Origin of the sequence: Methylobacterium sp. WL120 (assembly GCF_008039465.1) — a bacterium.
Classification (GTDB): domain Bacteria; phylum Pseudomonadota; class Alphaproteobacteria; order Rhizobiales; family Beijerinckiaceae; genus Methylobacterium; species Methylobacterium cerastii.
In genome coordinates this window covers 1-11,901 of the sequence record NZ_VRUT01000145.1, presented here as the reverse complement: position 1 = coordinate 11,901, position 11,901 = coordinate 1, and the positions used below count along the sequence as shown (strand labels likewise).

Annotated in this window: 12 protein-coding genes and 1 pseudogene; 7 read left to right on the top strand and 6 right to left on the bottom strand. The window is 69.9% G+C overall.

Annotation, left to right across the window (positions count from 1 at the left end; all coding sequences use genetic code 11):
- The 6 genes from FV229_RS21300 to FV229_RS21275 all read left to right on the top strand — a co-directional run.
- Positions 1-341 (top strand): hypothetical protein (locus FV229_RS21300; protein WP_246688278.1); only part of this gene is annotated, 341 nt, incomplete at its 5' end.
- A gap of 153 nt (positions 342-494) precedes the next feature.
- Positions 495-3,575 carry a formate dehydrogenase-N subunit alpha gene (gene fdnG, locus FV229_RS21295; RefSeq protein WP_147753878.1) on the top strand — a complete coding sequence of 1,027 codons (3,081 nt, stop codon included), beginning with the start codon at positions 495-497 and terminating at the stop codon, positions 3,573-3,575.
- 15 nt (positions 3,576-3,590) lie between these two features.
- Positions 3,591-4,526, top strand: coding sequence for a formate dehydrogenase subunit beta (gene fdxH / locus FV229_RS21290; protein WP_147753877.1), 936 nt, complete (start codon positions 3,591-3,593; stop codon positions 4,524-4,526).
- Between the two features lie 130 nt (positions 4,527-4,656).
- Positions 4,657-5,376, top strand: coding sequence for a formate dehydrogenase subunit gamma (locus tag FV229_RS21285; RefSeq protein ID WP_147753876.1), 720 nt, complete (start codon positions 4,657-4,659; stop codon positions 5,374-5,376).
- Between the two features lie 4 nt (positions 5,377-5,380).
- Positions 5,381-6,361: a formate dehydrogenase accessory protein FdhE gene (gene fdhE, locus FV229_RS21280; protein WP_147753875.1), complete on the top strand. Its 981-nt coding sequence runs from the start codon at positions 5,381-5,383 to the stop codon at positions 6,359-6,361.
- A 149-nt stretch (positions 6,362-6,510) separates the two neighbouring features.
- Complete coding sequence (locus FV229_RS21275) at positions 6,511-6,786, top strand: hypothetical protein (RefSeq protein ID WP_147753874.1); 276 nt, start codon at positions 6,511-6,513, stop codon at positions 6,784-6,786.
- 130 nt (positions 6,787-6,916) lie between these two features.
- On the opposite strand, the gene FV229_RS21270 is transcribed toward FV229_RS21275, so the two are convergent.
- From FV229_RS21270 to FV229_RS28485, 6 genes and pseudogenes are all read right to left on the bottom strand, one after another.
- Positions 6,917-7,246: a hypothetical protein gene (locus FV229_RS21270; protein WP_147753873.1), complete on the bottom strand. Its 330-nt coding sequence runs from the start codon at positions 7,244-7,246 to the stop codon at positions 6,917-6,919.
- A gap of 123 nt (positions 7,247-7,369) precedes the next feature.
- Positions 7,370-7,569: pseudogene (locus FV229_RS28230) on the bottom strand (hypothetical protein); the annotation flags it as partial.
- Positions 7,570-7,592: 23 nt separating this feature from the next.
- On the bottom strand, positions 7,593-8,066 hold the full coding sequence (locus FV229_RS21265; protein WP_147753872.1) for an SRPBCC family protein: 474 nt from the start codon (positions 8,064-8,066) through the stop codon (positions 7,593-7,595).
- A gap of 170 nt (positions 8,067-8,236) precedes the next feature.
- Complete coding sequence (locus FV229_RS21260) at positions 8,237-9,283, bottom strand: aldo/keto reductase (protein WP_147753871.1); 1,047 nt, start codon at positions 9,281-9,283, stop codon at positions 8,237-8,239.
- Positions 9,284-9,480: 197 nt separating this feature from the next.
- Positions 9,481-10,647 (bottom strand): acetylornithine deacetylase, encoded by a 1,167-nt coding sequence (argE, locus tag FV229_RS21250; RefSeq protein ID WP_147753869.1) that lies wholly within the window; start codon positions 10,645-10,647, stop codon positions 9,481-9,483.
- 116 nt (positions 10,648-10,763) lie between these two features.
- Positions 10,764-11,405: a CatB-related O-acetyltransferase gene (locus FV229_RS28485; RefSeq protein WP_147753868.1), complete on the bottom strand. Its 642-nt coding sequence runs from the start codon at positions 11,403-11,405 to the stop codon at positions 10,764-10,766.
- 251 nt (positions 11,406-11,656) lie between these two features.
- Between FV229_RS28485 and FV229_RS21240 the strand changes: the two genes are divergently transcribed.
- A partial coding sequence (locus FV229_RS21240) for a hypothetical protein (RefSeq protein ID WP_147753867.1) occupies positions 11,657-11,901 on the top strand: 245 nt, incomplete at its 3' end.

Below are 11,901 nucleotides of genomic sequence, written 5' to 3'. Positions count from 1 at the left end.
TGCTCCTCCCCCGCCTCCTCTCTGCAGCCGCAGCCTTGGCGCTTTCGCTCGCCTGCACCCCCGGCCACGCCCAGACCAAGCCCGGCGACATCAAGGGCGTCGACGCGATGGGCGACAAGAGCCGCAGCGCCAACGACGGCTGGAGCCAGGCCCCCGTGCCGCGCGAGGAATCAGCGGCCAAGGATGCGCCCAACCCGGGCGGCAACTCCACGGCGGAGAACCGGGAGCGGAAGGTGCCGGGCGCCGACACCGGCTCCTCCTCGGGCACCGAGCCGCAGGCACCCCTCGACCACCGCACCCCGGGGCCGTCAGGACAGAACCCGGCTATTCCGTCGAAATAATTCCGGTTGCCGCTAGCGGATTGAACGAGCTGGTAAATCGTGCGTGTTGCAGCGCGATATCCGCCCGATCTGTGTCACGGAACCGCACTTGCCTCGGGCCGGCAATCCTGGGAAGCATGCTGGAATTAGTCCAGCTCTGATCGGGATACTCGGATGACGATTCAGGTCTCACGGCGCGGCCTGCTGAAGGGTGGCGCCGTCACCCTCGCGGGTGGCTCCCTCGGCGCCCTCGGCTTCGGCGGCCTCGAGCCGGCGATGGCGGCGGCGGTCCGCCCCTTCAAGCTCGCGCAGATGCGCGAGACCCGTAACACCTGCCCCTACTGCTCGGTGGCCTGCGGCGTCATCCTCTACAGCCTCGGCGACAAGTCGAAGAACGCCCGCTCTGCGGTGATGCACGTCGAGGGTGACCCCGACCACCCGATCAACCGCGGCACGCTCTGCCCGAAGGGCTCGGCGCTGCTCGACTTCATCCAGGCCGAGACCCGGACGAAGTACCCGCTGCACCGCGAGGCCGGCTCCAAGGAGTTCAAGCGCGTCTCCTGGGACTTCGCCTTCGAGCGGATCGCCCGGCTGATGAAGGAGGACCGCGACAAGAACTTCGTGGCCAAGAACGGCGACCTCACGGTCAACCGCTGGACCACGATGGGCTTCCTCGGCGCCTCGGCGACCTCCAACGAGACCGCGTGGCTCACCTACAAGACGGTCCGAAGCATGGGGGCCCTGGTCTTCGATAACCAGGCCAGGGTTTGACACGGCCCATCGGTCGCCAGTCTGGCGCCCTCCTTCGGCCGCGGTGCGATGACCAACCTCTGGATGGACATCAAGCACGCGGACGTCATCACCGTCATGGGCGGCAACGCCGCTGAGGCGCACCCCTGCGGCTTCAAGTGGGTGGTCGAGGCCAAGGCCCACAACAACGCCAAGCTGATCGTCGTCGACCCGCGCTTCACCCGCACGGCGTCGGTGGCCGACCTGTACTGCCCGATCCGCCAGGGGACCGACATCGCGTTCCTGTCGGGCGTGACCAAGTACCTGCTCGACAACGACAAGCTGCAGCATCGCTACGTCGCGGCATATTCCAACGCCGGCTACGTCGTGCGCGAAGGCTACGACTTCCAGGACGGGCTGTTTGCCGGCTACGATCCCGAGAAGCGCGACTACGACAAGTCGACCTGGGACTACGAGATCGGTCCCGACGGGTACGCGGTCGTCGACGAGACGATGCAGCACCCGCGTTGCGTCATGCAGCTGCTGAAGAAGCACGTCGCGATCTACACGCCCGAGATGGTGTCGCGGATCTGCGGCTCGCCGCAGGAGACCTTCCTCAAGGTCTGCGAGCTCATCGCCACGACCTCGACGCCCGACCGGACGATGGCTTCGCTCTATGCTCTCGGCTGGACGCACCACTCCAAGGGCTCGCAGAACATCCGCTCGATGTGCATCGTGCAGACGTTGCTCGGCAACATCGGCATGCTCGGCGGCGGCATGCAGGCCTTGCGCGGCCACTCCAACATCCAGGGGCTGACCGACCTCGGGCTGATGAGCAACCTCATCCCCGGCTACCTGAACATCCCGATCGAGAAGGAGCCGACCTACAAGGACTACGCGTCCAAGCGCGAGTTCAAGCCGCTGCGGCCGGGGCAGACCAGCTACTGGCAGAACTACAACAAGTTCTTCGTCTCGTTCCAGAAGGCGATGTGGGGCGAGAAGGCGACCAAGGAGAACGACTGGGCCTACGACTACCTGCCCAAGCTCGACGTGCCGACCTACGACGTGCTGCGCGGCTTCGAGCTGGCGAAGCAAGGCAAGATGACCGGGTACTTCATCCAGGGCTTCAATTGCCTGATGTCGTTCCCCAATCGCGCCAAGATGACGGAAGCGTTCTCCAAGATGAAGTTCATCGTGGTGATGGACCCGCTCAAGACCGAGACCGCGCGGTTCTGGGAGAACCACGGCGAGTACAACGACGTCGACACCGCCTCGATCCAGACCGAGGTGTTCGAGCTGCCGACCACGCTGTTCGCCGAGGAGGAGGGCTCGCTCTCCAACTCCAGCCGCTGGCTGCAATGGCACTGGCAGGCCCAGGACGCGCCGGGCGAGTGCAAGCCCGACATCGACATCATGGCGGGCATCTTCCTGCGCATGAAGGAGATGTACAAGAAGGAAGGCGGCGCCTTCCCGGACCCGATCGTCAACCTGACCTGGAACTACGCGATCGCCCACGAGCCGACGCCGACCGAGCTCGCTCGCGAGATGAACGGCTACACGCTCGCCCCGACGCCGGGCCTCGACGGGCAGACCCTGCCCGCCGGCCGCCAGGTCGACGGCTTCGCCCAGCTCAAGGACGACGGCACCACCGCCTGCGGCTGCTGGATCTACTCGGGCTGCTACACCGAGAAGGGCAACACCATGGCCCGCCGCGACAACGCGGATCCGGGCGACCGCGGCATCGCGCCGAACTGGGCCTTCGCCTGGCCGGCCAACCGCCGCGTGCTCTACAACCGCGCCTCGTGCGACCCGGAAGGGAAGCCGTGGTCGGAGAAGAAGAAGCTCATCGAGTGGAACGGCAAGCAGTGGGTCGGCTTCGACGTGCCGGATTACGGCGTCACCGTCGCCCCCGATAAGGGCGTCGGCCCGTTCATTCTCAACCAGGAGGGCGTCGCCCGCCTGTGGACCCGCGGCCTGATGCGCGACGGGCCGTTCCCGACGCACTACGAGCCGTTCGAGTCGCCGATGGCCAACATCCCGTTCCCGCGGGTGAAGGGCAATCCGGCGTCGCGGATCTTCAAGGACGACCTGGCCGACCTCGGCACCGCGGAAGAGTTTCCCTACGCGGCGACGAGCTACCGGCTGACCGAGCACTTCCATGGCTGGACCAAGCACGCCCGGATCAACGCGATCCTCCAGCCGGAGGCCTTCGTCGAGATCTCCGAGCAGCTCGCGAAGGAGAAGGGCATCGTGAAGGGCGGCTGGGTCCGGGTCTGGTCCAAGCGCGGCTCGCTCAAGGCCAAGGCCGTCGTCACCAAGCGCATCAAGCCGCTGATGTGCGACGGGAAGGCCGTCCACGTGGTCGGCATCCCGCAGCATTGGGGCTTCATGGGCCAGACGAAGAAGGGATGGCACCCGAACTCGCTCACTCCGGTGGTCGGCGACGCCAACACCGAGACGCCCGAGTTCAAGGCGTGGCTCGTCAACATCGAGCCGACGACGCCGCCGTCGGACGCGGTCGCGTAAGGGGAGCATCAGACAATGGCCGATTACAGCTCCCTCGACATCCGGCAGCGCTCCGCCTCCACGGAGACGCCGCCGGCCATCCGCTCCCACATGGAGGTCGCCAAACTCATCGACGTGTCGAAGTGCATCGGCTGCAAGGCCTGCCAGTCGGCCTGCGAGGAGTGGAACGACCTGCGGGACGACGTCGGCGTCAACGTCGGCGTCTACGACAACCCGCACGACCTCACGCCGAAGACGTGGACCCTGATGCGGTTCACGGAATACGAGAACGAGGCGACCAACAACCTCGAATGGCTGATCCGCAAGGACGGCTGCATGCACTGCACCGATCCGGGCTGCCTCAAGGCGTGCCCGTCCCCGGGCGCGATCGTGCAGTACTCCAACGGCATCGTCGACTTCATCGAGGAGAACTGCATCGGCTGCGGCTACTGCGTGAAGGGCTGCCCGTTCAACATCCCGCGCATCTCCGAGAAGGACCACAAGGCGTACAAGTGCACGCTGTGCTCGGACCGCGTGGCCGTCGGGCAGGCGCCCGCCTGCGCCAAGGCGTGCCCCACCGGCTCGATCATGTTCGGCACCAAGGCCGCGATGATCGAGCAGGCGCAGACCCGCGTGATCGACCTCAAGTCGCGCGGCTTCGAGCATGCCGGCCTCTACGACCCGGCCGGCGTCGGCGGCACGCACGTGATGTACGTGCTCCACCACGCCGACAAGCCGCAGCTCTATGCCGGCCTGCCGCTCGACCCGAAGATCTCGCCGCTGGTCGCCTTCTGGAAGGGAGGCGCCAAGGTGTTCGGGCTCGCCGCGATGGGCTTCGCCGCGGTCGCCGGCTTCTTCCACTACGTCACGGCGGGGCCGAACGAGGTCGTCGCCGAGGAAGAGGAAGAGGCGATCGAGTACGACCACGAGAAACGCCGTGGCGCCGAGGGCGGCGAGAACCGGCCGCACTGACGGAATCGAGGCGGCGCACATTCGGCGCCGCCTCGGGTCGAGATCGCCGGGACGCATCGGTGGCCGCGGGCGAAGCGACCGCCCGCGTCCCGGCTCCGTTTCGTGCCGCCATTCGAGAGAAGCAGATTCGATGACCGTTCACACCGACATCCGAGACGGCGACGCGCGCCCCCTGCGTGAGGTGCACGAGGCGCCCGAGGTGCTGTACGTCCCGCGCTACACCGGTCTGCAGCGGGTCAACCACTGGATCACCGCGATCCTGTTCACCCTGCTGACCCTCTCGGGCCTGGCGATGTTCACGCCCTACCTGTTCTCGCTCACTGGCATCTTCGGCGGCGGCCAGGCGACGCGGGCGATCCACCCGTGGTTCGGCGTGGCGCTGGCCGTCAGCTTCGCGCTGCTGTTCCTGCGGTTCTGGAAGCTCAACATCCCCAACAAGGACGACGTCGCCTGGTCGATGAAGATCGGCGACGTGGTGACCAACCGCGAGGACCGGCTTCCCGAGCTCGGCAAGTACAATGCCGGCCAGAAGGGCGTGTTCTGGGGTCAGACCGCCCTAATCGGGATCATGTTCGTCACCGGCCTGGTGATCTGGGACCAGTATTTCTATCAGTACACCGTCATCGAGACGAAGCGCTGGGCGCTGCTGGCGCATTCGCTCGCCGCGGTCATCGCCATCGCGATCATCGTCGTGCACATCTATGCCGGCATCTGGGTGCGCGGCACCGGCCGGGCGATGGTGCGCGGCACCGTCACCGGCGGCTGGGCCTATCGCCACCATCGCAAGTGGTTCCGGCAGATCGCCGGCGGCAAGCGCCAGCGCGGCTCCACCGACAAGCGCGGGCACTGACGCCTTGGCCCGTTTCTTCAAGCGCAACCCCGCGGGCGACGAAGCCGCCCAGGCCCCGAAACGCCCCAAGCTCCACGAGTTGCAGCCCGATCCGGACCGGATCGGCATCGCCGGCTCGGTGCCTTTCGTCCAGCTCCCCGTCCCCGCCGACCTGTTCGCGAACCGCGCCCTGCGCCTGCAGCGCCTCGCGCCCGACCATCCGATGGGCGGCTACCTCGACCTGCTCGCCCGCATCGCCACGGCGCAAGCCGCGGTTCAAGCCTCTCGCGCCGCGCGGGGCGTCCCGCCCGCCGAGCCCCATCCGGACGTGGCGATGCGGCTCGAGCACGGCATGCCGCCGATCTCCCGGCACACCCTCGAGGCGCCCGACGCCTTCCCCACCTGCCTCGACGCGCTGCTCGACGCCCTCGACCTCGGCCCGGCGCCGCAGGCCGCCCACGACGCGGTGGCGGCGCTCCGTGCGGCCAGCGCGGACGAGCGCCTCGACCTCGGCGTGCAGGTGTTCGAGGGCGCGTTCCCGGTGGCGCGCATGGCCGAATGCGTGTTCGTCGCGGCCGCCCTCCAGGTCTGCCTGTCGGAGGCCGCCGCCGGCCTCGACCGCACCGCCCTCAAGGCGGTGGCCGACGGCGTCTGCCCGTGTTGCGGCGGGGCGCCGGTGGCGAGCCTGATCGTCGCCTGGACTCCCGCCGACAAGGCGCGCTACCTCGCCTGCTCGCTCTGCGGCAGCCAGTGGAACCACGTTCGCATCCGCTGCACCGCCTGCGGCTCCGGCGAGGCGATCAGCTACCAGAGCCTCGACGAGGTCTCGAAGGACATCCAGGTCGAGACCTGCGGCACCTGCCACAGCTACATCAAGCACCTGCACCAGCACCGCGACCCCGTGCTCGACCCGGTGGCCGACGACGTCGCCTCCTACGGCCTCGACTTCAAGATCGTCGAGGAAGGGTTTCGCAAGTCGGGCCTGAACCCGCTCTTCGTGATCTGACGCGGTCTTTCGCGGTCTTGCGTGGCCCCGCGCCAAGCCCGCCTCGTGCGGCATGGCGCCCATCGCCGCGGCCGGGGATCGATTGCGCGCAAGCCAGGTTGTGGAGGCTCGGGGGCGTTCGCGTCCCGACCTCCATTTCAGGCCCGACCATGACCAGACTCGCCCTCGCCGCGGCGCTCGCCCTCGGCCTCGCCAGCCCCGCCCTCGCCCAGGTGATCGAGACGCCGACGAGCACCACCGTGATCGTGCCGCCCGGCGCGCCGGGCGTCGTCACGCGTCAGACCAATTCGACCGGCGGGGACGCCGCCGCCACCTACTCGCCGACCGGCCGGGCCGCCGACGGCATCGCCACCGACTCGGCCGCCGCCGGCAACGCGGGCCAGCCATCGCGCATCGGCTCGACCGGCAGCAGCGGCGGCCGCTGAGGCGTCCCTAGCCGACAGGCTCCACGCCCGTCGGCTTTCAGGTCTGCATCCAGGAAGGCGCTCCGCCACGGCGGGGCGCCTTTCGCCGTTCGGGGCCAGGCCGATTCAACGCCGACCCCGTGTCGCGAGTCTACGGATAGCCGTAGCGGCTCTTGGCGGCGGCGAGCAGGTGCAGGGCCTCGCCGTCGCGGCCGGCGGCGCAAGCCGCCGAGGCGTGGGCGAGGTCCGCGCTGAACCGGTCCCCGACCGGCTTGTTGAGGTTGCCCGTGGCGACGTCGCTGTCGACCACGGCTTGCGTCCTGCCGATCGCCGGGCCGCAGCCGGAGCCCTGCGGCAGCACCACGGGCGCGGGCGCCGCCGCCGCGACGATTGCGGGCGCCGCGGCCTTCTGCTGGCAGCCGGCGAGCGCGCCGGCGACGAGGAGGGCGGCGAGCGAAAATCCAGAGATCTTGGTCGGCACGGGCGGCTTTCCCTGATACGGCGCAGCGTGCGCCGGACGGTTTTTGAGCCCGCGCCGCCGGCCGGTCAATCGTTCGATGCGATCCGCCAGTGCGTCCGTGGATCGCCCAGTGGACGTGCGTCCCCCTCTCCCCGCACGCGGGGAGAGGGCCGCGACGACCCCGTCGTCGGCGCGGCGATGCGGCAGCCGACGGTGAGGGGGCTTCGACGAGAGAGGCTCGTCCGTTCGCTCCCCCTCACCGTCGCTTCGGCTTCGCCTCCGCTTCCCGCAGGCACGACAAGGTGCCTGCGGGCCTCTCCCCGCGAGCGGGGAGAAGGGAAGCCCGAGCAGATCTTGATTCGCCGGCTTACTTCGCCTTGTCGGCGATGGCCTTCAGGCCCGACTCGTAGATGCCGGAGATCGCGTCGGTGGCGACGGTGTCCGGGGCGCCCTTGGCGTTGAAGGTGCCGGTCCAGCTCAGCTTCGAGCCGGTGCCGTCCGGGGCGACCGAGAGGGTCGACTTGTAGTCGGAGACCGGCAGCGGGCCGGACAGGATCGTGTAGGTGTAGCTCATCACCTTGTCGTCGCGGGAGACCTGCTCCTCGACCAGCGTGCCGCCGCCCTTGAGCGAGAGGGTGCGGACCTTCATGCCGTCCTTCTCGGAGGGCACGCACTTCTCGACCGCCGGGTGCCAGTCGCCGATGCCGCAGAAGTCGCCGATGGTCTGCCAGACCTTGGCGGGCGGGGCGGCGACGGTGGCGGTCTTCGCGACGTCGATGGCGTAACCCGGCACCGTGCCGGCGACGAGCGCGAGGACGGGCAGAGCGAGGGTCCGGATCATGATGGGCGTCTCCGACGAAATGGCAGCGCGCGCCGGAGGACCCGGCGCCGACCCTCTTGGGGGCAGGCACGAGCTAGGCCTCGACCCCCGCCGTGGCAATGGCGGCCGCCCGCAAGCGATCGCGGGCGGGCGGATCGCGTCACCTCGGGTCCGTCACGCCGGCTTCGTCGTCATCGGGCGTTCTTGCGCCCGGCCTCGGCGAGCTGCTTCGCCCGCGCGCCTTGGGTCTCGAACATCCAGCCCGGGTACTCGCGCGGCAGCACGCTCACCGCGTCGAGGGCGTCGAGCTCGGCCTCGCTCAGGTCCACCTGCGTCGCGGCGATGTTGTCGTCGAGCTGGTCGAGGCGCTTGGCGCCGACGATGACGCTCGACACCACGCGCCGGTGCAGCAGCCACGCCAGCGCGATCTGCGCGATCGACACGTTCCGGGCGGCCGCCATCGGCCGCATCGCGTCGATGCAGGATTCGGCGCGGCTGCGCTCCACCGGCGGGAAGTCGAACGCGGCGCGGCGGCCGTCTCCGTTCGCGTCTCCGGAATACTTGCCCGAGAGCAGGCCGCCGGCGAGCGGGCTCCAAACCATCAGGCCGAGGCGCTCGCTCTTGAGCATCGGCACGATCTCGCGCTCGAGGTCGCGGCCGGCCAGCGTGTAGTAGGCCTGCAGGCTCTCGAAGCGGGCCAGCCCCTCGCGCTCGGAGATGCCGAGCGCCTTCACGATCTGCCACGCCGCCCAGTTCGAGACGCCGACGTAGCGGACGTGGCCGTGCTGCACGAGGATGTCGAGGGCCCGCACCGTCTCCTCGATCGGCGTCGCCGGATCGAAGCCGTGGATCTGGTAGAGGTCGATGTGGTCGAGCTGCAGCCGCTTCAGGCTCGCCTTCACCGCATCGAGCAGGTGCACCCGCGAAGCGCCGCGGGAATTCGCACCCGTGCCGGTCGGCCCGTAGGCCTTGGTCGCGACCACCACGTTCTCGCGCGGCACCTTCAGGTTCTTCAGGGCCTGGCCGGTGATCTGCTCCGACAGGCCCTCGGCGTAGACGTCCGCCGTGTCGAGAAAGTTGATCCCGGCATCGATCGCGCGGCCGACAAGGCGCTCGGCTTCCGCTTGGTCGAGCGCACCGATCTGCCGCCACATCCCCTCCCCACCGCCGAAGGTCATCGTGCCGAGGCAGAGTTCCGAGACGAAGAGGCCGGTCCGGCCGAGCTTGTTCTGGCGCATGGGGTGTCCTGTGGGGATCGCCGTCCCGGCTCCCTCTCCCGTTCGAGAGAGGGTTGGGGTGAGGGGACAGGTTCATCCGGAGAGGGCTCGCCCCTCACCCTGTCCCTCTCCCGAACGGGAGAGAGGACCTGCGTCCCCACCGGAAGCGGCGGTTCGACTTCGATAGATAGGGCCGCCCCGTGCCGGGTCGACCGGCCTCACCCCGCGCGGCTGTCGGCGATCAGCCGGCGCACGAAGGCGGCGCAGGCGTCGAGCTCGGCGAGCGTGATGAATTCGTCGGCCTTGTGGGCGCGGGCGATCGAGCCGGGGCCGATCACCACCGCCGGCACGTCGCCGAGCGCCTGGAACAGCCCGCCCTCGGTGCCGAACGAGACCTTGGCGTGGCCGTTGCGCCCGGCGAGGCGCTTGGCCAGCGTCACCAGCTCGGAATCGACCGCGGTCTCGAGGCCGGGATAGTCGATCAGCGGCGCGATCTCGACGCCGCAGGACGGGTCGCGCCCGGCCATCTCCGCCGCGAGCGTTTCGGTGGCGAAGGCGATCGCGCTGCGGGCGAGCGCGCCGGCGTCGTCGGCGCCGATGGCCCGGAACTCGAAGTCGACGCTGCAGAGATCGGGCACGATGTTGAGCGCGGTGCCGCCGTGGACGACGCTGCTGAGCCCGGTCGTGTGCGGCACGTCGTAGAGCGGGTCGCGGGCGCCGGACGCGGCCAGCGCGTCGGCCGCCTGCTTGACGTGGAGGATGAAGCGCGCGGCATATTCCACCGCGTTGACGCCGGATGGCGCCAGCGCCGAGTGACAGGCCTTGCCGCGGAAGGTGACGCGGGCGGCGTGCTTGCCCTTGTGCCCGGTGACGACCTCCATGCCGGTCGGCTCGCCGACGAAGCACCCGAGCGGCGCGAGCCCCCTATCCCGCATCCGCGCGATCAGGGGGCGCACGCCGAGGCATCCGACCTCCTCGTCGTAGGACAGCGCGATGTGCAGCGGACGGGCGAGCGGCGCCGCCGCCATCTCCGGCAGGAGCGCGAGGCAGACGGCCAAAAAGCCCTTCATGTCCGAGGTGCCGCGGCCGTAGAGGCGTCCGTCGACCTCGGCGAGCTGGAACGGATCGTGGGTCCAGGCCTGGCCCGCCACCGGCACCACGTCGCTGTGGCCGGACAGCACGTAGCCCGGCACGTCGGCCGGCCCGACCGTGATCCACAGGGCGGCCTTCTCGCCGGTCTCGTCCACCACCCGCTCGACCGCGGCGCCGTGGCTCTCCGCGAAGTCCTGGACCCAGTCGATCAGCGGCAGGTTCGTCAGCGCGCTGGTGGTGTCGAACGCCACGAGGGTGGCGAGGATGTCCCTGGGCGTGGGTGCGGTGGGCATACGGTCCTTCGACGGCGCGGCGCGGCGGCCGGGAGGCCGGCACTCAAGGGGATGACGAGAGGGATAGCGAGAACCGGCCCCGACGCGCAACGGCGACGGCGCGCCTGCGCCCGACCTCACGCCTCGGGTTTCGGTTTCGGTTTGCGCGGCCTGGGCGCCCGCTTGCGCGCGTCCGGCACGGCCTCGGCCCGCGCCAGGAAGGCCTCGATGTCGGCGCCGAGGATCAGCGGCAGGTGGTCGGCGATCCGTGCGTCGTCCCAGGCCCACCAGCACACGCGCAGCAGGCGCGCGATGGTCTCGGCATCGAAGCGATGGCGCAGGACGGTCGCCGGGTTGCCGGTGACGATGGCGTAGGCCGGCACGTCGCGGCGCACCACGGCGCCGGCGCCCACGACCGCCCCGCTGCCGACGGTGACGCCGGACAGAATCGTGCTGTTGGCGCCGAGCCAGACCTCGTCGCCGAGCACGACGTCGCCGCGCGTGGCGTGGTCGTGCGCGCCGGCCGCCGCGTTCGGCCAGAAGGCCGCGAGCGCCTTGAACGGGTAGGTGGTCACGAGGTCCGTGCGGTGGTTGCCGAGCGCGATGGTGACGTTCGGTCCGATCGAGCAGAAGCGCCCGATGTGAAGCCGTGCCGATTCCGGCTCCAGCACCCGCGGGTTGCCGTAGCTGTGCGCCCCCACGGTCCAGCCCCAGCGCGCGATGCCGCGGGCGAGGTGAAAGGCGGTGAGGTCGTCGAAGACCGGCTTCGGCTCGATCATGCGGCGGGGCTCTCGGTCGGCGCCGCGCGGGGGGCGGCCGCGTCGGTCTACCACGGATGAGGCGGGGCTCCGGCGCGGCGAGGTTCGACGGGGCTGTCGTTCCCGCGCTCTCCCATGCGGAAGCTCCCGGGTCGGCACGGGGGCGGACGGGGGCCGTAGCGATACGGTTCAGATCGGCGGCCGCGACCATGGATATTGAACAACCCGGTCGCGACGCCGTTGCTCACACATAGAAACTCGGAGGAAACTTGATGTCGTACAAGACTCTCGCGCTCGCCGCCTGCCTGATCCTGCCGCTCGGCGGCACCGCCTTCGCCCAGACCGGCAGCGCCGGAAGCCCCGGCGCGGGTCCGACCGCGGGCGGCACCGTGAACTCCGCCGGCGCCACGGGCACGACGGGATCCACCGGCGGCACGATGAGCGGCTCGGCCGGCACGATGGCCCCGGGCGCCGGCTCGCCGCCCCCCGGCGCGAGCGGCGGCCCCTCGACCAGCAC